21 protein-coding genes and 1 pseudogene are annotated in these 22713 nt (G+C 62.8%); 5 read left to right on the top strand and 17 right to left on the bottom strand.

Annotation, left to right across the window (positions count from 1 at the left end; translation table 11 throughout):
- Positions 1-1217 precede the first annotated feature (1217 nt).
- The 12 genes from ASF32_RS16620 to ASF32_RS16570 form a co-directional block, all read right to left on the bottom strand.
- Positions 1218-2216 (bottom strand): recombinase family protein (locus ASF32_RS16620; RefSeq protein WP_162239914.1); only part of this gene is annotated, 999 nt, incomplete at its 3' end.
- Positions 2216-2764: a DUF2924 domain-containing protein gene (locus ASF32_RS16615; RefSeq protein ID WP_056430715.1), complete on the bottom strand. Its 549-nt coding sequence runs from the start codon at positions 2762-2764 to the stop codon at positions 2216-2218. The genes ASF32_RS16620 and ASF32_RS16615, both read right to left, overlap by 1 nt.
- A gap of 155 nt (positions 2765-2919) precedes the next feature.
- Positions 2920-3351, bottom strand: a 432-nt coding sequence (locus ASF32_RS16610) for a DUF3489 domain-containing protein (RefSeq protein WP_210166861.1), incomplete at its 3' end; no start/stop codon positions are given.
- 1151 nt (positions 3352-4502) lie between these two features.
- Positions 4503-4729: DUF5681 domain-containing protein (locus ASF32_RS26620; RefSeq protein WP_244483672.1), on the bottom strand; the 227-nt coding region annotated here is incomplete at its 3' end.
- 16 nt (positions 4730-4745) lie between these two features.
- Complete coding sequence (locus tag ASF32_RS26615) at positions 4746-5207, bottom strand: DNA methyltransferase (RefSeq protein WP_244483671.1); 462 nt, start codon at positions 5205-5207, stop codon at positions 4746-4748.
- A gap of 44 nt (positions 5208-5251) precedes the next feature.
- Positions 5252-6177, bottom strand: a 926-nt coding sequence (locus ASF32_RS26610) for a ParB/Srx family N-terminal domain-containing protein (protein WP_244483670.1), incomplete at its 3' end; no start/stop codon positions are given.
- Between the two features lie 579 nt (positions 6178-6756).
- Positions 6757-7173: an ester cyclase gene (locus ASF32_RS16595; RefSeq protein WP_056430708.1), complete on the bottom strand. Its 417-nt coding sequence runs from the start codon at positions 7171-7173 to the stop codon at positions 6757-6759.
- 254 nt (positions 7174-7427) lie between these two features.
- The gene (locus ASF32_RS16590) at positions 7428-7721 is read right to left on the bottom strand and encodes a hypothetical protein (RefSeq protein WP_027171719.1); all 294 of its coding nucleotides are present in this window, start codon (positions 7719-7721) and stop codon (positions 7428-7430) included.
- 4 nt (positions 7722-7725) lie between these two features.
- Positions 7726-8424 (bottom strand): tetratricopeptide repeat protein, encoded by a 699-nt coding sequence (locus ASF32_RS16585; RefSeq protein WP_056430705.1) that lies wholly within the window; start codon positions 8422-8424, stop codon positions 7726-7728.
- Positions 8425-8428: 4 nt separating this feature from the next.
- Complete coding sequence (locus ASF32_RS16580; RefSeq protein WP_244483669.1) at positions 8429-9553, bottom strand: hypothetical protein; 1125 nt, start codon at positions 9551-9553, stop codon at positions 8429-8431.
- A gap of 129 nt (positions 9554-9682) precedes the next feature.
- A complete protein-coding gene (locus tag ASF32_RS16575) occupies positions 9683-12106 on the bottom strand; it encodes a N,N-dimethylformamidase beta subunit family domain-containing protein (protein WP_056430726.1) in 2424 nt (807 codons plus the stop codon).
- 115 nt (positions 12107-12221) lie between these two features.
- Positions 12222-12662, bottom strand: coding sequence for a hypothetical protein (locus ASF32_RS16570; protein ID WP_056430702.1), 441 nt, complete (start codon positions 12660-12662; stop codon positions 12222-12224).
- A gap of 213 nt (positions 12663-12875) precedes the next feature.
- Between ASF32_RS16570 and ASF32_RS25475 the strand changes: the two genes are divergently transcribed.
- The 4 genes from ASF32_RS25475 to ASF32_RS16555 all read left to right on the top strand — a co-directional run bounded on the left by ASF32_RS25475 (position 12876) and on the right by ASF32_RS16555 (position 17036).
- Positions 12876-13316 (top strand): hypothetical protein, encoded by a 441-nt coding sequence (locus ASF32_RS25475; protein ID WP_156467854.1) that lies wholly within the window; start codon positions 12876-12878, stop codon positions 13314-13316.
- A gap of 184 nt (positions 13317-13500) precedes the next feature.
- Complete coding sequence (locus ASF32_RS16565; RefSeq protein WP_056430699.1) at positions 13501-14190, top strand: response regulator transcription factor; 690 nt, start codon at positions 13501-13503, stop codon at positions 14188-14190.
- On the top strand, positions 14183-15730 hold the full coding sequence (locus ASF32_RS16560; RefSeq protein ID WP_056430696.1) for an ATP-binding protein: 1548 nt from the start codon (positions 14183-14185) through the stop codon (positions 15728-15730). The genes ASF32_RS16565 and ASF32_RS16560 overlap by 8 nt, the downstream gene beginning before the upstream one ends.
- Before the next feature lie 22 nt (positions 15731-15752).
- The gene (locus tag ASF32_RS16555) at positions 15753-17036 is read left to right on the top strand and encodes an ABC transporter substrate-binding protein (RefSeq protein ID WP_227437666.1); all 1284 of its coding nucleotides are present in this window, start codon (positions 15753-15755) and stop codon (positions 17034-17036) included.
- 12 nt (positions 17037-17048) lie between these two features.
- On the opposite strand, the gene urtE is transcribed toward ASF32_RS16555, so the two are convergent.
- From urtE to ASF32_RS16530, 5 genes are all read right to left on the bottom strand, one after another.
- On the bottom strand, positions 17049-17747 hold the full coding sequence (urtE, locus tag ASF32_RS16550) for an urea ABC transporter ATP-binding subunit UrtE (protein ID WP_056430691.1): 699 nt from the start codon (positions 17745-17747) through the stop codon (positions 17049-17051).
- A 2-nt stretch (positions 17748-17749) separates the two neighbouring features.
- Positions 17750-18490: an urea ABC transporter ATP-binding protein UrtD gene (urtD, locus tag ASF32_RS16545; protein WP_036266031.1), complete on the bottom strand. Its 741-nt coding sequence runs from the start codon at positions 18488-18490 to the stop codon at positions 17750-17752.
- Between the two features lie 10 nt (positions 18491-18500).
- On the bottom strand, positions 18501-19610 hold the full coding sequence (gene urtC / locus ASF32_RS16540; RefSeq protein WP_056430688.1) for an urea ABC transporter permease subunit UrtC: 1110 nt from the start codon (positions 19608-19610) through the stop codon (positions 18501-18503).
- 26 nt (positions 19611-19636) lie between these two features.
- Positions 19637-20521 (bottom strand): urea ABC transporter permease subunit UrtB, encoded by an 885-nt coding sequence (gene urtB / locus ASF32_RS16535; RefSeq protein ID WP_056430686.1) that lies wholly within the window; start codon positions 20519-20521, stop codon positions 19637-19639.
- 110 nt (positions 20522-20631) lie between these two features.
- The gene (locus ASF32_RS16530) at positions 20632-21942 is read right to left on the bottom strand and encodes a transporter substrate-binding domain-containing protein (protein WP_056430723.1); all 1311 of its coding nucleotides are present in this window, start codon (positions 21940-21942) and stop codon (positions 20632-20634) included.
- Between the two features lie 514 nt (positions 21943-22456).
- Between ASF32_RS16530 and ASF32_RS16525 the strand changes: the two are divergent.
- Positions 22457-22713 (top strand): annotated as a pseudogene (locus ASF32_RS16525) (porin); the annotation flags it as partial.

Here is a 22713-nt window from a genome sequence, read left to right as displayed (position 1 = left end):
AGTTCAGACCATTGCGCATCGCTCAGCATCGTCCCTCCCGCAATCAGAGAGACGAAAACGCAAAACGCGCCAATCCGTTCAAGCGACGACAGGCCCTAACCGGGCGCGTGGCTGCCGCGAAGCGGACCTTCCAAGGGTCTGAAAAGGGTCGACACCGGAAGGTACCCTACCTGTACGAGGATGTCCGGTTTCGGGCGGTGCGCTGGGGTCCGCTCCTGGCGCATTGCTGCCGCTGCAAGATGACAACGAGAGTCCGACTGCCGGTATGACCGTGCGCTGCCCGTCAATCGCAGCACGCGCTACTTCAAGTTGCATTGCCGCCGCAAGCGTCAGGATATTCGCTCCAGGCGATTGGCGCATTCATGAGCGCGGAGATGCCGGACCCTTCCGGCAAGATGCCAGCGATCGCCGCCTGGATGACGGATGGAGCCAGGAAGGCAAGGTTGAGGGTCATGCGCACCGAGCGCTCGCTGCAGCCTTCCGCTATAGCGATGGCATGGGTGTCCGCCACGCGGCCGCTGACAAGGTCATCGAGCCAAAAGCGCGCCTTGGCGATCCCGTCGACGAGGCGGGCTCGGGTCTCGACCCGCATCGGCCGGCGCGGCGCTGGCCCTTCATCGCCTTCAGCGCGGATGACCTCGCACCGACGACGGCTCGGCCGGGCTGACCACGGTACACGGAGGGAGGGAGGCTCGATTGCCCCTGCTTCGCTTACCCTGTGGTCGTGCTCTGCCCCATCCGGCGGGACGAAGCTGATCGTGAGAGAGCTCGGGTGAACGACGATGCGGCTGACCTGGGCCAGCAGGGGCATCTCGTCGGATGGGGAAGGGTGGTCAGGGGAGGGTGGTGTAAGCGCCTCCCGCACCGCCTGCTCGATCTCGGGCGCCGACACCCGGGAGACCGAGCCGGCCTCGCTGCGCTGGCCCGTCTCGAGGGCGCGCGAGACGTAGTAGCGGTAGCGGAGAGCACCCTTCCTGGCCGAGCTCGGCGTCATCCGGTTGCCGCGATCATCGTAGAGCAGACCCATCAGCCACGAGCCGGTGTTGCCCCGGACGGAACCTTGCGCCTGCGCCTTCTCGCTCAGCGCCGCCTGGACCGCATCGAACAGCTCGCGCGGGACGATGCCCTCGTGCTCTCCGGGATAGTGCCGGTCCTTGTGGATCACCTCGCCGATATAGACCCGGTTGCGCAGCAGATAGGCCAGCGGACCCTTGGTNGTGGAGAGCCCCCTTCCTGGCCGAGCTCGGCGTCATCCGGTTGCCGCGATCATCGTAGAGCAGACCCATCAGCCACGAGCCGGTGTTGCCCCGGACGGAACCTTGCGCCTGCGCCTTCTCGCTCAGCGCCGCCTGGACCGCATCGAACAGCTCGCGCGGGACGATGCCCTCGTGCTCTCCGGGATAGTGCCGGTCCTTGTGGATCACCTCGCCGATATAGACCCGGTTGCGCAGGAGATAGGCCAGCGGACCCTTGGTGAAGGCGATGCCGCCCCGGATCGTGCCATCCCGGCGCGGGGATCGCTTGGTTAGGATGCCCTGGCCCTGAAGATCGACCGCCAGCCCGTTGAGGCAACCGAGCACGAGGTAGCGCTCGAAGATCGTTCGTACCTGGGCCGCCTCATCGGGGCAGGGAACCAGCTTCTTGTCATGGACGCGGTAGCCCAGTGGCACGGGGCCGCCCATGCGCATGCCCTTGCGCTTCGAAGCCGCGATCTTGTCTCGGATGCGCTCGGCCGTGACCTCGCGCTCGAACTGGGCGAACGACAGCAGGACGTTGAGCGTCAGCCGCCCCATGCTGTTGGTGGTGTTGAAGGCCTGCGTCACCGAGACGAAGGAGACGCCGTGCGCGTCGAACAGCTCGACGAGCTTGGCAAAGTCCGAGAGCGCACGGGTGAGCCGGTCGACCTTGTAGACCACCACCACATCGACGCGTCCCGCCTCGACCTCGGCAAGCAGCCGCTGCAAGGCCGGACGCTCGAGGCTGCCGCCTGAGACGCCGCCATCGTCGTAGGCGTCGGGCAGCAGGCGCCAGCCCTCATGCGCCTGGCTCTTGATGTAGGCCTCGGCGGCCTCGCGCTGGTTGTCGAGGGAGGTGAAGGCCTGATCGAGCCCGTGCTCGGTGGATTTGCGGGTGTAGATCGCGCAGCGCAGAGCCTTGGGGGCCTGGGTCTTCGACGGCAGGGCCTTGGCATGCAGCGACTTGGAGGGCGATGCCATCACGCGATCCCTCCCGCGGCCACAGCCATGAACGGCTCATCGCCGCTGCTTGGCGCCCTGGTGACTACCTTGTCCCGCAGCCCGAAGAAGCGGGGTCCGTTCCAGCGGGTGCCGGTGATCGCACGAGCGACCTCCGACAGGCTGGCATAGGCCGTCTCCCTCCAGGCAAACCCACCCGCCACCACAGTGACGGTGTGAACCTCGCCCCCGAACTCCCGCACCAGCAGCGTGCCGGGCCGAAGCCCAGGCGTCGGGATCGGCGGGACGAGGGGCGGCGCCTTCGGCTTGGCCGCGCGTTCGGCGGCGGCGCGCCGGCGCAGGCGCTCCTTCGCAATCCGATCGAGCAGCCGGGCGCTGTCGCGATCGAGGTCGCCCAGGGCCTTGGCCTGGATGCGGTAGGCGAGAAGCCGCACGATCAGGGTTCGGGACAGATGCGGGGGAGGGGCCGTTCGCAGATGCTGGCGCCAGCGGATGCGAAGATCACCCAGATCGAGGGAGGCAAGCCTCTCGATCTCGGCCTTGAGCTCGGGGCTGATCACGCCGGCCATCACCGGGCCTCCGTCGTGGCATCGTCGGTCAGGCGATAGGCGGTCCGACCCTCCGCATCGCATCCCTTCGTGAGGATCATCCCTCGCTTGCGCAGGCCAGTCAGGGCGGCGCGCGTCGAATGGGCGAGCCAGCCGGTGGCGGCCATCAGGTCGGNATCGCATCCCTTCGTGAGGATCATCCCTCGCTTGCGCAGGCCAGTCAGGGCGGCGCGCGTCGAATGGGCGAGCCAGCCGGTGGCGGCCATCAGGTCGGCGAGTGTGGCCCCTTCCTCACGCTGCAGCATCGCGACGATCAGCGCCTGCTTCGTGCCGGATCTCGGTGAAGACTCAGCCCTGTCCGGTCCGGCATCGAGGCCGAGGCTTTCTCGACCAGTTGGCGTGAGGCGCAGCCCGATCGGACCGCGCTCGTCGCTGTGCCAGTGCGGCTCATCCGCGGTCACGACGACCTCGACCACCAACGCGGTTTGGCAGAGTTTAGCCAACAGCGCCTTGGCGGCTCGAGCGTTCAGTCCGGCGGGACGGGCGATCAGCTGGTCGTGAGACTCGGCGGCTGCCTTCAGCAGCGCGTGGTAGTTCTCGTCGATCATGAGGGTGGCCTTGCGATGGGTCGGCAGCGGGTCTGCTGCCANGCTGGTCGTGAGACTCGGCGGCTGCCTTCAGCAGCGCGTGGTAGTTCTCGTCGATCATGAGGGTGGCCTTGCGATGGGTCGGCAGCGGGTCTGCTGCCACCAGCGCAACCCCGCGGATCGCGAGGGATCGGCAGGGGTTCCAGGGCGCACCGCGTCGGCGGCCTCAAGGACGCTGACAGTTCCGCTCCATTCGCAGCGCAAGTCCAGTCCGAAGTGGCGGTAATCGCTCACAAGCCAGTGCACAGCCACTACCGAACCACGGCTCTGCTAGCCTGCGAACCGGTCTCCAGCTAGGCCACCTAAAATGCTGCGGAAGCTGCACCGGCGGCAGGCGAGAAACCGGCCGAAATCGCCGAGAATCATGCCCGCAGGACCGCCCCGGAGAAGAGGCCTCAAAGCGGCAGCTTTTCGCTATACCCTTGAGACGCCGCACGTCTCCCGCCAAACCCGAACGTCCGTCGTTTGCGGAGAGTGAGTGGTGGGGCGCCCACCCTGTCGGAACCGGTCTCTCGCGCCGTTTCCCTGCTAACAGGGAAAACAACAGGGAACACGGCGCGGTGCAGCTCCCAGGCTCTGTTTGGCCCGGCAATACAGCAGCCAAGGCAATGACTTAAGGGGCAATTCCCTGTGCGGCGGAACAGGGAATTGGTCTCAGCCAAACAGGGAACGCGTGTCGTCGAAACAGGCAAGCCTATCGGTGGGACCAGAGATCGCTTCCGGGCCAATGCAAAAAGGGCCGGAGAGCCATGAGGCTCTCCGGCTGCGTGGGATTATGAGGCATCAGGGGAGGGGGCAAAGGTCTCTCCGAGCCTTGAGCGCATATCGCCAGCATCGACGAACCTGACCTCGATGCTAGGCGAGTACTTTGGTCGGTCGTCCAGGGCCGCCAGCCGTTCCTCGGGCGACATCCCATCGAACTCGGTCGCCGGTGCCAGGGCCTTGATGGTATCGAAAAGGAGCTTGGCGGCTTTCATGTCGCCCTGCAGTGCCTTCCGGGTGAGCTGCTGGGCAAGCGCCTCGATCTGAGTGGTCCGGATCGTGCGGCCATCCTTGGTGACAGCAATCGGCTCACGTGCCGCCTGGGTGAACGCGTCCAGAAGATCGCGCCNAGCGCCTCGATCTGAGTGGTCCGGATCGTGCGGCCATCCTTGGTGACAGCAATCGGCTCACGTGCCGCCTGGGTGAACGCGTCCAGAAGATCGCGCCGACCAAGCGGGGCCGAGTGACCCCGGGGCCGGCCGCGAGGATTGCCGGACTGACCTTTCCGGAAGCGATGGTCGGCCGGCGGCTTGCCGTACCCGACCTCGTACCCGGCGCGTCGCTTCGGTTTGATCATTGCAGTGTTCGTCGCGTCAGCCATCACGCAGCCTCCTCGAGCAGGGCAGGGGCCGTACGGGCCGATCGGACCTCGTCCCAGGTCTCGTCCGTGCCGTCGAGAATGGCGTCGCGGCCCGTGAAGGCCTGCCAGCGCCGGATAGCGACATCGACATAGACCGGGTCCCCGTCTTCTCCGCAGCCAGCAGGGTCGTACCGCTGCCGGAGAACGGATCGAGGACGATCGCACCGCGGCGCGTCACGTCCTTGATCGCATCGACGACCAGGGCCACCGGCTTGACCGTGGGATGCAGCGCGAGATCGCCCGCGCCCTTGAAGGTGTTGGCCCCGGAATAGGTCCACACGTTCGAACGGTTGCGCCCGTGCCGGCCAAGCTCGACGTTGTTGGTGTGGCTCGCCGTGCCGACCTTGTAGAGCGCGATCAGCTCGTGCTGCGAGCGGTAGAGCGAGCCCTGCCCCGGATTGGTCTTGCTCCACACGATGAGGTTCTTCTGCTCGCCGTAGAGCGGTCGGGTCGCGGCANAGCTCGTGCTGCGAGCGGTAGAGCGAGCCCTGCCCCGGATTGGTCTTGCTCCACACGATGAGGTTCTTCTGCTCGCCGTAGAGCGGTCGGGTCGCGGCATGCAGCTCCGGTAGGTGACGCCAATCCATGCAGACGTAGTGCAGAGCCCCGTCACACGAGACCGAGACGGCATGGCCGAGGCTCTCGCTCAGGAAGGCGGTGAAGGCGTCCTCCGTCATCTCGCCAGAGCCCATGACGAACTCACGGTGCTGGACCCGGCCGCGGCCCATGACGTGACCGTTGACGGGCACGTTGTAGGGCGGATCGGTGAAGACCATGTCGGCCTCTCGTCCACCCATCAGACGCTCGACGTCATTGCTACTGCACGCGCTGCCGCACAGGATCCGGTGCGGGCCGAGTTGCCAGAGGTCACCGAGCTGCGAGACCGGTGCTTCCGGCTCATGCTGCTCGTCCTCGCGCGAGGCGAGGCGCTCCTCTTCGAGATCTCCCGTCAGCAGATCGAGCTCGGCGATCTCGAAGCCGGTGACGGACAGATCCAGCCCGATCTCGGGCAGATGGATGGCGAGTTCACCGAGTTCGAGGGCGAGCGTGGCTCGATCCCACCCGGCCAGGGTCGCGATCTTGTTGTCGGCGATCGCATAGGCGCGCTTCTGCGTGTCGCTCAGGTGATCGAGCAGGACGGTCGGGACGGTGGGCAGGCCGAGCTGCTTTGCTGCCAACAAGCGTCCGTGCCCGGCGAGCACGAGCCCGGTCTCGTCGACGACGAGCGGCACGGTGAAGCCGAACGCCCTGATGCTGTCGGCGATCTTGGCGATCTGCTTCTTCGAATGGGTGCGAGCATTGCGCGGGCTGGCGCTAAGGGAGGTCGGAGCTTGGTCGAGGATGGTCAACCCGGCCGTGGGGAAGGCAGGCGTATTCGTCGTCATGATGGGGATGTCCTTGGAAAAGCACGCACGACGACGAGCCCGCGTGCCGGAAGGCTGCAGGGTCAAAGTCGGCGCGGAGGTTTGAGAGAGGGGCCGCTCAGGCCTAGAGATAGAAACGCCCCGGGGCGGGTGCCGCGGGGCGAGTGGACGTGCAATCGCGCAGCGAGCCGGTCAGGCGCGCCGTTCGGGGAGGATCACGATTGCAGGTAGGTCCAAGCTGGTCCGCTGCGGACGCAAAAACTTCGACCTAAGGAAAATGCGCAGTTTACCCGTCGGGTGTCAAGACGCTCCCTCGCGAGATCTTGACATCAATGGAAACTACCCATCGGCGACCTGAACCACTTTTCCATCATATTATGGCACTCCGATAGGACTTATCAGCTGTGAAGTTCCCGTCCTTCGGCCGTCATGGGTTGAAATCCGCCGGCCTGCTCTACGACCGGGTTGGGTGGTTTTTGGCCCTTCCGCTTACGGAACTAGCCACAAGGAAAGCTGCCTCTCGCTGATGAGGCTTGAATGCTAACGGATGGCGGCCTCGTCATACTGCTTGTTGGAGGACGAGGCGCGCCACTTTGAGAGCTATGCCCAACCAAGCGCCCTTACCGCCTGGGCGTCGTTCCAGATCTTCGTCATCCCAACGATCCTGTTGCCCTCGAACTGCATCACGTAGACGTAGTCGGTCGACGTGCTCTTGCCCGTCGGTGGGCACGGACCGCCTTCCCCGGTATGGGTTCCGCGGAAGATACCGTATGCCGCTACGTTCCGGCGCACCTCGTCCGTGGCGAAGGATTTCACCTCGTACCGACCGTCGGGGATGAAGGTCAGAAGCCCCTTCATCCAATCCGTATAGTCCCGTAGCGAGGTGACGCCGGCCAAGGCGTCGGCTTGGGCCGAGAAGGTCGCGTCAGGAGTGCAATAGCGCTCGCATGCCTCCCAGCCACCACCTGTCTCGCAGGCATCGAAGAAGGCCTTCGCAACCGTCGCGATGTTGCTCATGTCGGAGTCATTCCTTTGCTATCGCTTCGGACGCCGCCTGTCGCGGATGCCCGTCCGGGGGTATGCCGCATAAAGGCTCGCCTCGTGAGCCTCCATCGAACGGAGCAAGGCCGTAGACACAGGTCCCCCGGAAGGACGCCTGCGTTGGCCTTCGTTCCGCTAACTCGCCCGGGCGACCTCAACGAGGTTGTCCGAGAACGACGTGCCGTGGCCCATACTGCTTCGCCCAAAGACGGCGATTAGCCGAGGGCTTATCAATTTTCCGCACAGTGCCGCTTGAATATGAAGACCTCAGCACCAGAGGCCTCGGCGGAGACATTCGAGACCCCATGACGATCGACCAGCCAGGACCGGACCATGGCGGCGGCCGTGGGGGTGAGCGCTTGTTTCCAGAGCCAGACGTCACCGGCCTCGTCCACGCCGTTCTCGCGGAACAGGGCTTGACGGGCATCATCCGCAACGCCCACCGACCATCCGGCAAAATCGGCGCCGAACTCTTTGACGTAGGTGGCGAACTCGAACTTGATCTGCTGAACGCTGTAAATCATCGGCTCAACCTGGGATCGGATTGATGCGGGCATCGACCGGACCGATGCGACGGCCCTGCATGCGCGTCATGCCTGTGCGCTTCTCGTCGGCAGACATCTCCTTGATGATGGCCTCAAGGGCGTTGAGCGCCGTGCCGACGCCATGCTGGGCAGCCAGAGAAAGCCAAGCGAAGGCCTCCACCCGGTCCTTTCCAACGCCAATGCCATTCGCGTAGAGGTGCCCGAGGCGCGCCTGAGCCGGATAGTGACCGGCCTCGGCGGCAGACCGATAGAGCAAGGCAGCGCGTACGGGGTCCGCCGGCAGGCCATCGCCCTTTGCCAGCATCGTCGCGAGATTGTACTGCGCCATCACGTCGCCGCCGGAAGCAGCACGTTCGAGCCAGCGCGCGCCCTCGCCGCGATCCTGCGCAACCCCCTGGCCCATGGCGAGCATCGCGCCGACATTAGTCGCGGCGGCCACGTTGCCTCCTTCGGCGGCACGCCGGTACCAGCCGAACGCTTCGGAGAGGGACGAGTCCACGCCGAAGCCGTTGGCGTAGTGCGCCCCAAGCCATGCCTGCGCCTCGGCAACGCCAGCCTCAGCGAGGGGCCGCAATCGCGAGAGGGACTCGGTGTAGGAGCCGGCGCGAAACGCGTCGATGGCCTTTCCGAGGTCTCCTTCGGCGCAGGATGCTGGTAATGTCCGTTCGGGTGACATGCTCATGGGCTCAGCGCCTTCTGCCTATTGCCGTCGCGTAGAGGGGTTCAGTCGCCTCGATGCGGGGCCGTGCCTTGACGGCAGCGGCCAGACGCCTGTGGAGCCAGCGCTCGGCCGCGTTGGGGAGAGGGTGTCGGCGGGCCGGATTTGCCTCCCGGACGTCGAGGTCTCGTTGAAGCTCGGTGGTGCGCCAGACGCGAGCATCGATTTCGGCGAGCCAGTCGCCCGCGCCCCGTGCCCGGTTTCCGAACAAGGCGACCCGGCATAGGGTCTCGCCGAGGGCGGTGGGCTGCACGATGACGCCACAGGTCTCGCCGGGCGACGAAAACAGGATGAGATTCGGAAACAGTATCCGGGCCTCGGCGAGCCTGCCGTCCCTCAGCATCGTTGTCAGCCATAAGCTGTCACTCGTCGGCAAGGCGACCTCGCCGCCCGCGAGCGCCCCTAGGACAAGCTTCCAGTTGGCCGGGTACGTGCGACGAAAGGTTAGCACCGTCCCGACGGGGCCGGAGGTCTCGTCCTCGAAGGCGAGGTTCTGTAGCGGCTCCGAGGTGGTGCCGGCATCCAGGTTGACGAAAATCATCGACCCGGAGGTCCGCACAGCGACGGGAAGCAGACGTTCCGGGCGCAGGCCGAGATACTGGTGCATGGCCGGCGTCGGGCCGCCATCCGGTGCGGCCGAGAGCGGGAGGCCGTCGCGGCTATAGCCGCAGGCAGTGAAGGAGCAGCGGGTCTTGGTACCCGTCTGGCACTGAAGCGGCACCGCGCGGCAGCCGCCGTGCTGAGCCTTGTTGAAACGCCCCACCAGGCCGCCATCTGCGCGGCGCTGCACGTGAACGCCATGATGTCCGACCGTGAAGGGCAGCAGATCGTTCGTCTTCGGAATTTCCTCCTGCGTCCCGATACAGACCCAATTCCGCGTCCAGATGGCATCGTCTTCGAGGTTGGCGAAGGCGAGCGAGCGATACGCCGTCGGCGGAAGATGATGCGGCTCGGCCGGATCCAGCGCCACTGCGAAGAAGGCGGGATCGGAGAGATCCCAACCTTCCGCGGCATGGCCGAGATCGGGGCGGTCCGTAACGAAGCCGGCCGCTGGCATGTTGTGCGGGGCAGCCGGGAGCGATCTGACGGACATCGGCATTCCTGCAGCAGGCATCCGGAGGGCAGCGCTGGCGAGAGGGGTTGGACGAGAGGCGTGCTGGGCTTGCACACCTCCCGTCCTCACTCTGAGCCCCAGAGAGGGCCCAGAGATCGACCGTGGGGATCAGGCCGGTAGCGGCTCGCCGCGGGCTTTGCGGCTCTGGTGCTCAATTGGGGTCGGATCATAGTCCGCGCGGCCGCGGTGCTTGATCGCATTGGCCGGCGGAGCGGGCAGCGGCCCGTTCGTCGAGAAGCGGTCGAGCACGTTCTTCACGAGCCGCGAGATGTTGTTGTCGCAATTGTTCCAGGGCAGCGAGCCGCAGAACGCGATCGACGAGAAGGCGAAGCAGCCGCCCCCGTTCGGCGTCTCGTGGTAGGCGATGTCGCCACGCACGCGCGGATGCGTCGTTCCGTCGAGGCCTTGCTGGTTGAAGCCGAAATCCTCCATGACGAGGAGGTAAGCTTCGGTGTGGCGACCCGCCGAGGTCGCGACCGCCAGCGTATGGGGCGGCGAGCCAAGCATGGTATCGACGATGTCGAGCTCGAGACCGGCAGCACCGCCACCGACGAGACCGAAATTTCCGAGCTTCTCGTCGTACCCAATGCCCTCGAAGGCCCAAGCCACGCGCTCGTCGAGGCTGTCCGGCGTTCGCGAGAAGTAAGATGAGACGTCGAACCCTTCCGAGGACATGCCGACCCCCGCCACTGAGTGCAGATAACGCCCACGAAAGCGCCACATGCCGCCGAGTTCGCCGGTGCCTTGGTGATAGTACTCGCCGGGATCCGCGCGCCAGGTCCGGATGCCGGACTCGCAGCGGCGCATCTCGGTGACGATACCGCGGCCTTTCTCGGCGTAGCCGGGATGGTAGGAGTGGACCCAGTACCAAGCGTCCGCGCCCATATACATCAGGCGACCGCCACGCTGCGTATAGTTGTGGAGCGCATCAAGCTGAGCACCCGAATTATGCTCCGGATGCGAACCGGTGATGATGACGTTGTAGTTTTCGATCCGGGCCAGCCCATCATAGGTGATGTCTTCATCGGTGAAGACGTCGTATTCGTAGCCCATCGTCTCCAGCCAGTAGATGAGATGAAGATCGGCCGGGTATTGCCACGGGGCCTGCGCCAGGAAGTGATCGTATTTCGGCCGGATCGACAGGATCGGCCGCAGGCGCGACGAAATCGATATCCCGGTGCCGTCGGTGTGAGTGTCGTAGATCGAGCCGCCGTATTCGCGGTGCTCGGACAGGAACATGTTCTGCTCCTGCATGATCGGCACGCGATAAACGAACAGTTCGGCGCCACCGGCGTTGCAGGCCACGTGCTCGTTGGCATAGGCCATGTAGCTGATGGTCGGGACCATGACGGCGATCTTGGCCGTCTCCTGCCCAACGCGCGGCACCACCCAGAACGGGATGAAGTCCTCGTCACCGTCAGAGGTGGTGAGCTTGGCGCCGTAGAACCGGCTTTTCACGCCGGTCTCGGGCACCGTCCATTCGAAGTCCGAGACCCAGCGGGCATCGTCGACGTCGTCGTCGTGGAAGCTGATCGCGCCGTATTCCTGCGGAGCATGCTTCCAGTCGAAGTTCTGGCCCGACCAGTTGTAGCCGGTCATGGCCCGGTTCGGGCAGTTCACCAGGGTCGCGTCGAAGCGATAAGGGCCTTCGTCCTTACAGAACAACGTGTCGATGCCGGCCGAGAAGTTCCAGGCCGCGACGATGCATTCGGAGAGCTTGCCCGTCGGGCCGCTGTTGCGGCGCTCCGTCAGGCCCGGCTGCGCACCGGCCTTCATCATCTCAATCTCCGCGCGCGACAGCGCCCGATTGCAGATGCGGGGGCTGTCGATCTTGCCGTTATACTTGCCGGCGAAGACCACTCCGGCCGGCTTTGAGGACTGGGCGAGCGGATCGTCCGGGGCCAGCGTCTTCACATAGGCCGCGAGGGCGACCGGGATCGGAGCGTGGGCGATGGAGAGATTCAGATTCGCCTCGACCGGCGGGCTCTCGGGATCGAGCGCATAGACGACCTGAGGCTCGTGATAGAGGACGACATCACCGGTCGCGGCATCGAAGGTTGCCGCGCAGAAGTGCCAGGCGTGATCGCGAATCGGGATGCCGGTGGTGATCCGGTGCTCGTTGATGCGGAGTTCGAGACAGCCGTCCTCGTTGATGAAGAGGCCGTAGCCGCTATCGTTGGCCCATTTGGTGACGAGGCCTTGGGCGCCATGCTTCCAGTAGCGCTGATGAGTCTTGGGCGCCGTAGGCCAGACCCAGCATTGAAGCGTGAAGCTTTCGACGTGGAAGGCCTTAGCATCCGGCACGTAACCGTACGAGCCACCGTGGATGATCTGCTTCTGGCCCTTGTAGGTGCCGTTCACCGACGCATCGATTAGCTTGTCGATGTAGCCCGGCCCTCGCGGATTGGTGTCGCCATTGATGACCTGAACGATCTCGACCTTGTATTCGGACGGACCATCGCAGTTTACGTAGAACTTGATCGTATCCCCGGGGTGGACACCGAATTTGTCGGCGTATCCGGTCAACCTCATGTAACTCATCGGACCAATCCTCAATGGGGCGCGAACTCTCCTCGGGGGAGCGCTCTCTCCGGCCTGACGCGCGGCCAAGTTCGGTTTCGGTGATGGGGATACGGCGGGTGGCGGATCAGGTGATCGGCCAGTTGTCGTCCTTGCGTTTCCAGCCTTCATGGAAATCGTCCGGGAAGCCGTAGTTCTCCGAAAGTTCGTCCAGGCGCATCAGGAAGATGTCGTGCTGGATCTCCTGCTCGTCGGTGTAGATCTTGTCGCCAACAAATTCGGGCGGCACGCCCCGTACGCCTGACAACCTGCCGATCCGCCATTCCCCGTCGATCTTCGTGCAAATGACGATAAGCTTACCCTTTGGGCTCTCGCCCCGCATGCGCAGCAGAACCCGCTTGAGGACAGGGTCAGCATGCACACCACCGGTCAGCACCGTCGTGTCACCGGGCGTTTCGCAGAGCAGGACAGAATTTCCGGCTACGCCCTTCATCGAATCCATGCACGCCTTGTGCTCATCGATCAGACGCTGGCGCTCCGGGCTGCCCTTTTTAGGAATCGGTTCCATTGCGTTCCTCTTGGCTGAGGCGCCCGGGACCTGGGGCGCGGTGATAGGACGACCGAACGGAGTGCAGCCCTTAATTGCAGAAGGGACGATCCTTCTGTTTAGCTCTGCGAATTAAAAACTACGCCCAGTTTAGACGTTACGTCAACACATCCCGCTATTTCATCTAGCTGTTTTAATTAGCGCTCTTTGCGCACTATGTGTGCATAAGGGCCGATGGGTGTGCAGTTGCAAGAAGCGCTCGCGGCGAAGCCGACCAGTTCCCTCATCGGAAAGCCGGCCCGCGCTTTATCTGCGGGGTCGGTGCGGAGTCTCGCCGACGCCCGGATAGCCAGCGACAACCCGAAGGAACGGCTGCCCGAAGACCTGTTCTTCAGCGGGCACGTCGCCGAGCCGATCGAAGGTCCCCACTATACGCCAAAGCGCTTAATCACTGGGAACCTATTTGCGTTGTTTTCCAAGGATGTAGAGCACTTTACAAAGCTGCATCCACTGGCGTTCTCAGCGCTGGCTCGACCTGGTCCGACCGCTTATCCCCGACGGTCGCCAGGCCATTACCGCGCGGCGATGAGTGGACCTCATGGCCGCCTGCCCGCACGCGAAGTGACCGAGCTTGGCGGCACTCTCAAGGGAATTGGACGCTTTAGTTATTCGTAACTAGATGTTTTTGCGGAATGCTCGGCATCTTGCGAGTCAACTCGTACGGATGCTCGCCTCACGCTGTCCACCGCCCCCTTGCCAGCAAACTGTCATGGCGGTTAAGGCTGTTAGGTTGGTGGTTCCCAGGAGGTACCGCTGTCACGTTAGGCGTAGTGTTAAGACACGGGGCGGTCCTGCTCGCATGAAAATACTCATCGCCGACGATCACTGGGTCGTGCGAGAATCCTTGAAACAAGTTTTGCGGGGCCTTCGACAATCTCTCGAGCTATTCGAGGCAGAAACGTTCAACGAGGCTCAAGCAACTCTCGAAGCTCATCCCGATGTGGACTTGCTTCTCGTCGATCTCGTCATGCCGGGATTCTCGGATTTCGATGGCCTCCGTCGCCTCCGCGCTTCGTTTCCCGACGTTCCGGTCGTCGTGATCTCGGTTCACGAGGATGTGGACCACGTCATGAGATCCCTCGGGCACGGCGTGATCGGTTACATCCCGAAATCGTCCGGAGGCCAGGAGATCGAACGCGCGCTCGAACGGGTGCTGGAGGGGGAGGTTTCCTTCCCGAGGCGCATCATCGAGCGGTCGGGAAGCGCCGTCGCCTCTTCCGCCACACCTTCCTACGTACAGCTGCCTTCCGAAAGAGTTGCGCTTGAGCGCGACCCGAGCGTGTTAACCGATCGTCAGAAGGATATCCTCCTTCTGCTGGGTCAGGGTTACTCGGTTAAGAGGATTGCATCGGAACTCGAACTCAGCAGCCACACGGTCCGCGTCCATCTCGGCAACATCATGAAGGGCCTGAACATGCGCGATCGCGCCGAAGCGGTGCATTACGCAATCCGGCATTTCGGCCCGCTGGCCGCGAGGGATCGTGGCTGAAAAGGCAGATCACGAAACGGACATCCCCTCTGCCCTGGACCCCGCGGTCCTGGCGGGACTGGACGCGCTGCCCAGCGGGATCACGATCTGGCGGCCGGACCGGCGCCTCGTCCACGTGAACGAAACGCTCCGCCGCACGCTTGGCATCGCCCCGGCTTCTGGCGAGCTATTCGACGACTTCATGATCCGCCTCGCCCACTCACGGGAGGTCGTACTCGAGGATCCCAACCGTTGGGTTCGGGAGGAGATTGCGGATTTCGGACAGGAGAAATCAGCCGACTATATCCTCGCTGCCGGCCTCGTCATGAACGTGACGCAGCGTCCAACGCGCGACGGTGGCATGGCGGCGACCTATTCCGACGTCACCACGACGAAGAGGAACGAGCACGCCCTTCGCGAGGCCAAGGAGACAGCCGAAGCTACCGACGAGGCGAAGTCGCGCTTCCTGCGGGCAGCCAACCACGACCTGCGCCAGCCGCTCGCATCGCTTAAAATCCTCATCTACAGCTGCATGCGCGAGGCCGATGAGGAGACGCGTGCAGAGATGCTTCACGCGATGAGCGTGGCGGCGCTCATTATGGAAGACCTACTCGGAGCGCTGCTCCAGATCGGACAGCTCGATGCGGGGCGGATCAAGCCGCGCGTCACGAGCTTCCAACTCTCCCAGCTCTTCGAGCGCCTCAACATCCAGTTTCGACATCAGGCCGAGGAGAAGGGCCTGAGGCTGCGTTTCGTCACGCCGCGCGACACGGTCGCGACGGACCGGGCCTTGCTTGAGCGCATACTCAGCAACTTCGTCGCCAACGCCATCCGTTTCACAGAGGTCGGCGGAGTGGTGATTGGCTGCCGCAAGGAGGGAAAGCTCCTACGGGTGGAGATCGTCGATACCGGGCGTGGCATTAAAGACGCTGATCGTGAGCGTGTCTTCGACGAATTCTACCGCGTCACGGACGAGCGGCGCAGCGAGAAGACGGGGCTCGGTCTCGGGTTGAACATCGTCAGGCGGCTCGCCGACTTGCTGGAACTCCCAGTGGGCCTGAGGTCCCGTTCGGGCCACGGCTCGATCTTTTCGGTGACCGTGCCCTTTGGCAACATCTGGCACAGCGAAGGCGGGGATGCCGAGATCAGCGAGGCCGTCGCCGGCGAGTTCGTCGGCGTTCCGGTTCTCCTGGTGGAGGATGACGACATTCTGCGCCGGAGCATGACGCAGTTGCTCCAGCGATGGGGCATCGAGGTTCACGCTGCCGCGAACGAGGACGAAGCCCTACGGCTGGCGCGAGGCGGCGCGCAGGTCCGCCTGATCATCGCCGACTATAACCTGACCAGCCGGACAGGCCTCGAGGTGGTGCGCGAGTTGCGAAAAGCCTTCGGGACGGAGACGCCCGCCTTCATCGTCACGGCTGACGCCGAGCCGAAGGTTCTCAACGGCATTCGAGAGGCCGGCCTGCCGGTTCTGATCAAGCCGGCCAGCCCGCCGCGTCTGCGCGTCTTGATGCACAATCTACTGTTCGAGCCTGAGCAAATCCGCCGGCCGGACTGATCGATAACGTGGGGCCAAGCGAGTGTCCGTCGAACTGCCGCCGATCCCGATTGGGAGTATGATCCCGCTGACCGGGCCATCTGCCGCCGATGGCGCAGAATTCCGAAACGGGATGACCCTCGCGGTCGAGGAGCTGAACGCCCAAGGCGGACTGCTCGGGCGCAAGTTCCAGCCGATCTTCGCTGATACCTGCCGGCAGACCGCCGAGGAGGTCGTCGGGGCCGCACGCATGCTGATCGAGAAGCATCAGGTGCATGCGATCATCTGTGGCTACAATATCGGTCCTCAAAACTCCGAATACGAACCGATTGCCGATGCGGGGATCATCTACGTCCACGCCAACACGCTGCTGCAGCACCATGACACGATCATGAGCGATCCGAAGCGCTACTTCGGATGCTTCATGGCCGATCCGGCCGACTATTGGTACGGGCCCGGCTTCATCAAATTCATATCGTGGCTTCGCGATACCGGACAATGGACGCCGAGTTCCGACCGCCTGGCCATCATCGCCGGGTCGAAGCCGTACAGCATCGTCATCGCGCAATCGATGGCGGCTGCTGCGGTCGATTACGGCTGGCGCCTCTGCTTCGGTCCCAAGATAGTGCAAACGCCGACGACCGAATGGCGGCAGGTCATCGACGAGGTTCGCGCGACCAATCCGGCCGTTGTCGCGAACACGCACTTTTACGCGGGCGATCTCGCTTATTTCCAGCGGCAGTTCATGGAGAACCCGATCGACTGCCTCGTCTATCTGCAGTACGGGGCGATGCACCGGACGTTTGCCGACATCGCCCAGGAAGCGAGCGTCGGCATCATCGTCTCTTCCGTGATCGGCCTCCTGCGTGACGAGGTCGGGAAGAGCTTCGAGGCCCGATACAATGCTCGCTTCGGCGAGGGCGCCAGCGCGACGATTGGATGCCAATCCTACAGTAACATGCACCACTACGCCGTCGCCGCCGCCATGGCCGGCGGTTCGGGAGCTCCCGGTGATTTCGAGCAGAACCGCAGAGTCGCAAGGGCGCTTAAGGGCATGATCTATCGGAGCGTGCACGGCACGATCCGCTATCATCCCGATTGGCAGGCCGCAGTGCCCTATCCGGTCGTCACCCACGACCCGTCACTCGGCATGCCGCACATCTTCTATCAGATCCACGACCACCGGAAGCCGCTCTCGATGATCGCGCCGGAGCCATACAACACCGAGCGCTTCATCCTGCCGCCCTGGATGAGCCGGCGCGGCGGACTGCAGAAGCCCGCCTCCGCCAATGGTCTGGGCCCGGGAAGGCCGGCCGGAGGCGCGTGACGTCACCACTAGTTAGATCGTCATGTGGCGGTTGATGAGGTCGTCGGTCATCTCGCCAATCGGGCCACGCGCGACGATGCGGCCATTCTCCATCATCAGGAAGGCATCGCCGAGTGTGCGCGCCACCTTGATGTGCTGCTCAGTCAGGACCAGCGTGATGCCGAACTCCTTGTTCAGGCGACGGAGCGTTTGGCCGATCTCCGCGACGATGTTCGGCTGAATGCCTTCCGTCGGCTCGTCGAGCAGGAGGATTCGCGGGTTGGTCGCGAGCGCGCGGGCGATCGCCAGTTGCTGCTGCTGGCCTCCGGAGAGGAGCCCCGCCTTTCGGTGCAGGTTCTGGGCGAGATAGGGGAAGAGGCTCAGGCAGAGTTCCGGCATTTCTTGCTTGCCGTCGGTGCGCGCGAACGTCCCGAGCAAGATGTTCTCCTTGACCGTGAAGTGCGGCAGGATCTGGCGCCCCTGCGGGATGTAGCCTAGGCCGTATTTGGCGCGCTTGTAGGTAGGAGCCCGACCGATCGCATCGCCCGAGATCCGGATCTCTCCGTTCGACCGATCCGTGAGACCCATGATGGTGCGCAACAGCGTTGTCTTGCCGACGCCGTTACGGCCAAGAACGCACAAACACTGCCCCTCCGGCAGATCGAAGCCGACGTCCTTCAAGATCGGCGTCTTGCCGTAATAGGAGGTGACGTTTTCAAGCGAGAGTAGCACGGTCAGATCTCCGGTTCGCCGAGATAGACTTCCCGCACCTTCGGGTTGCTCTCGATCTCACTGAGCTTTCCCTGGGCAAGGAAGCTGCCCATGTGCATCACAGTCACTACGTCCGCGATCTCGCGCACGAAGCTCATATCGTGCTCGACGACGATGAGGGTGTGGTTCTTCTTAAGTTGATTGAGAAAGACAATCGTCTTCTCGATCTCCGACTCTGTCATCCCGGCAACGGGTTCGTCGAGCAGCAGGATGGCTGGATTCTGCATCACAACCATGCCGATCTCGAGCCATTGCGTTTCGCCGTGGGAGAGGACGCCCGCCTCGACATCGAGCCGATCCTTCAGGCCGGTCAATGTAGCGACTTCGTCGAGCTGCGCCTTGAACCCAGCCGGCTGGCGCCGGAACATGTTCCGAAACGGATTGACTTCCCGCGAATACGACACCTCAAAGTTCTGGCGCACGCTCAACTCACGGAACACCGCCGGAACCTGAAATTTCCTACCGATCCCCCGCTGCGCGATTTCATGTTCGCCGAGTCCGGTGATGTCATCGTTGCGAAGGACGATCTTTCCCGAGCTGGGCTTCTGGCGTCCGGTGATCAGGTCCATCGTCGTGGTCTTGCCGGCGCCGTTGGGGCCGACGAGACAGCACAGGGTCAGCTCCGTCACGTCGAGGCTGAAGTCGTTAATAACGTGCGTGCCACCGAAGCTCTTGTGCAGATTGTGGATCTCTAGAACGCCCATTGCCTTGTCCTTACTTCGCTGGAGCGCCGACGATACGAGGCGATGCAATGGGATCAAGGTCACGGCGTTGGCGACCGGCCATCATACCGAGCACCTTCTCAAGCAGGCCGGCCAACCCGCGCGGCAGAAAACGGACGACCAGGATAAAGAAGCCGCCAAGTAATAGGAGCCACGTGTTGAGGAACTGGTCGCCCAGGTAGCTCTGCCCGCCCTGGATCATGAGCGCGCCGAGGATTGCGCCAAGTAGGGACAGCCGTCCGCCGATCCCGGCCCAGATCACCATGGTGATACTAAAGTTCACGTCGAGTTGGGCGGGCGACACGTACTGGACCAGCATGACCCAGAGGCAGCCAGCAATCGCCGCGATCAGCCCGGAAACAGTGTAAATTACCGTCTCGTAGAAGGCGACATCGTAGCCTAGGAAGCGCACACGCTCCGGGTCGCCTCGGAGGGACTGAACAATGAGTCCGAACTTGCTCTGCGTCAGCAACTTTGAGGCGACTGTCGTCAGGAGGAGTAGAGCGACGACGGTCCAGTATGCCTTCGTGCTGTAGGGATCGATCTCGGTGCCAAAGATCTGGAGGGCGGCAGGAGGCGAGATGCCGTTTACACCGTTGGTGTAGGGCTGCATATCGAGAATTAAGGTATAGAGCGCGCTGAGCATAGCCAGCGTCATGATCGCGATGAACGGTCCGGAGACGCGGGCACGGAACATCAGACTTCCGAAGATCACGTAGAAAAGCGTTGGCACCAACAGCGCCAGGACGATGCCGAAGCCCGTGCTCCAGAAGGGCTCCCAGAAGAACGGCAGATGGTCGAGACTGTTATTGGCCATGAACGGCGGCAGGGGGTTCGAGGCGTCCTGCGACTGCATCTGCATGGTCATGGCCATGCCGTAGGCAGCCAGGCCGAAGGCGATACCCTGACCGAGGTTCAGGATACCGCCGAAGCCCCAGCACAGGCTGATCGAAAGAGCCAGCATTGCATAGACACCGTAGGTCGCGAACTGGTTTAGCAGGAAACCATCGCTGACGATGGTCGGTACAGCGAAGAGGCACATAAAGAAGACGGCGTAGACCATCCACTGAGCCGTCTTGTTGTGGTATAGGTTCTGGGTCATCGGTCTGTACTGATCTTTCTGGGAATTTAACGGCGGGCCTTGGCGACAGCAAAGAGGCCGCGCGGGCGAAACCGCAGGAAGACGACGATGAGTACGTAGAGAAGGAAGCGCGCGAAGGTATCGTTCGAGACCATCGCGAAGATGGACTGCAGCTCGCCCGTCAGGCCGGAGGCCGCGACGCTACCGACCAAGGTGCCGCCGCCGACGACGACTACGAGGAAGGCCTGCACGACATAGGACGTGCCCATCGTCGGGAGGACGATAGCCAGCACGCCGAACAGGCACCCGGCCATGCCCGCGAGGCCGGCCCCAATGGCGAACGTCGTCATGTAGACGCGGTCCGCGTCGATGCCGAAGGAGGCGGCCATCTCCTTGTTCTGCATCACGGCACGCACCTGCATGCCGAACCGCGTCCGGTAGAAGAGATAGACATTGCCGGCGACGACCGCGGCCGTGACGCCGAAGATGAAGATCCGAAGCACTGAGAGGTTGACAAAGCCGAACTCGACGTTGCTTTGGAAAATCTCTGGAATGGCAACGTATTTCGGGTCGCTACCGAAGAGGATCCGCACACCCTGCATCAGCACCAGCGAAACGCCCCATGTCGCAAGCAGAGTATCGAGCGGGCGATTGTAGAGGTATCTGATCAGGCCCCTCTCGATCACCACCCCAATCGCCGCCACGACAATGAAGGAGGCGGGGATACAGAGTAGGAACGGTAAGCCGAAGACGCTTTGCAGCATGTAGGACGTATAAGCGCCGAGCATGATGAACTCGCCATGGGCCATGTTGATGACGCCGACGGTTCCGTAGATGATCGTCAGTCCGATCGCCGCGATCAGCCAAATACTGGCGATGCTTAAACCGAGGATCAGCGCGTTCACGACGGACGCGAATTCGATATGGGGCATGATGCGTCCAGGAGTTCATTTTGAATTCGACCGGCACTGACAATGCCGACCACGCATACGCCAGCCTCGTCAGAGTCGCTCCTCCGAGGCTGGAGGTGTCGTATCGGCGATCAGATCACGTTCTTGCGGACCTTGCCGTCGGGCGCGACGAGTCCGTCGGCCGTGCACTTCCCAGAATTCGGGTAGATTGAGTACGGGTCCGGCGCGACGTGCTCTGAGGCTTGGTACACGGTCTTGAAGCTACCGTCGGCCTGACACTGGCCGATCTTGGGCTTCAGCCAAGTATTGAAGTTGTCGCCGTCGATCCAGATTAGGCCTTCCGGCGATACGTCGTCCTCGACGCGGATGCCGCCGCTGACGTCGCGGATCATCCGCGACGTGACCTCCTCAATGTTTCCCGTCTTCTTGAGGGCCTTTTCGAGACCATACTTGAAGACGTAGGCCGAAAGGTAGGTCTCTTCCATGTTGTAGTGCGTGCTGCCGTTCTTCCCGTATTTGCTCTTGAGGAAATTCTCAACGAACTTCGCGTTAGTCGGATTTTCGAGCGTCTGGAAGTACGGCGCGGACAGGAAGTGGCCCGCGCCGACATCGGCGCCCATAGCCTTGGTCTCGATCTCGCCGGTGGTTAGTGAGGCGATCGGCATCGCATCGACTTTAAAGCCCTCCTGCTTGAACTGCTTGTGGAAGGCAATGTCGGATGCGCCGACGACTGTCGAGAATATAAAGTTCGGCTTGGCCTCGCGGATCTTGTTCAGTACCGGACCGAACTCCGAGCTTCCGAGGGGGATGTACTCTTCGCCGAGGAGCTCACCGCCGGCATTCTGGAGCCAGAGTTTGGCGTTTTTGTTAGATTCCTTTGGCCAGACGTAGTTCGATCCGACGAAGAAACACTTCTTGCCGAAGTTCTTGACCATGAATGGTATCAGGTCTTTCGAATGCTGGTTCGCCAGCGGACCCGTGCAGATCGTGTTCTGGGTACACTCCGCACCTTCGTAGCAGGTTGGATAGTAGAGCAGGCTGTTCTGCTGCATGACGATCGGCAGGATCGCCTTGCGGCTGGCCGAGGTGTAGCAACCAAACAGCGCGATCACCTTCTCGCGCATGATCAGCTCTTTTGCCTTCTCTGAATAAACGTTGAAGTCTGACTTTGCGTCGATGATAATCGGCTTGATCTCGTGGCCGGCAATACCACCGTTCTTGTTGATCTCCTCGATCGCGTACTGCATCACGAGGGTCGAGTCTTCTTCCGGTACTGCTAGCTGACCGGTCAGAGAGAATAACAGGCCGACCTTGATGGGTTCGCCCTTCTTCAGCGTTGCGCCCCAGGCTTCACGAGAGGTCGGAAGCCACAGATGCGGAGCAACAGCCGCTGCCGCAGCCAGCGTCGACCCTTTCAATATTTTACGACGCGTGATGTCCATCTTCGTCTCCTGCAAGACAGCCGGCAGCTGCCCGCGCGATGCGAGCAAACAGGCGTTGCGTCTCCGGCACTAATTGGTCTTGTTGAGAAAGGCTGACACGTGACGGTCCAATCAGTCAACGCGCAGCCTGGAAAAACGCTATGCTTCCGCTGCGCGAAAAACAGGCAACGTCAAATATAGCGTGTCATATTTGCAAGAAATGTGCTCCGATATTCAGGATCGTAGATGAAGGTGTTGACGGTTCGAGCTTCGCGATGCGAGCTTTAAAGTCATGCCGGCCAGGCGACGCATGGCTTAAAGCGATGTGCACCTGAATCTTGCAGCCACAGGTGGAACCAACTCGGGTGTGTGTTCATGTCTGAATTCGCGAGGACTGCGAAGTCGGGTGTGGCGGGGCAACCATCCGGAGAAGCACCGAACGACCAATAGAGAGACGGATTGACCCGGCGCGGCACTCTGCGGCATCGGGCCATAATCACGGCTGTCTGGTCGATCTTCCGGAGGGCATGAGACAATGAAGATCTATCGTATAATTGATCACGGCTCGGCACGCTCCCCGACGAGGAAGCACTTCATCCGGTCGGTTGCGGCTGCGATACTGGGGCTGTCAGCCTCGGGAGCGCAGGCGCAGACGGCGTCCCCGGTGGGCGAGTTCAACGTCCAGACGCAGCCGCGCACCACCCGCGAAGTGGCGGAGAAACCCGCCGATCCGGTGCGCGTCGGGCCGCTCGCACCCTGGGCCACCGATATGGCGGCGCGCGGGCTCACCTT

It is taken from the genome of Methylobacterium sp. Leaf91 (assembly GCF_001422815.1).
In the GTDB taxonomy this organism is placed as follows: domain Bacteria; phylum Pseudomonadota; class Alphaproteobacteria; order Rhizobiales; family Beijerinckiaceae; genus Methylobacterium.
Note: the sequence above shows the minus strand (reverse complement) of the source record. Positions and strands in the feature narration are given on the sequence as shown.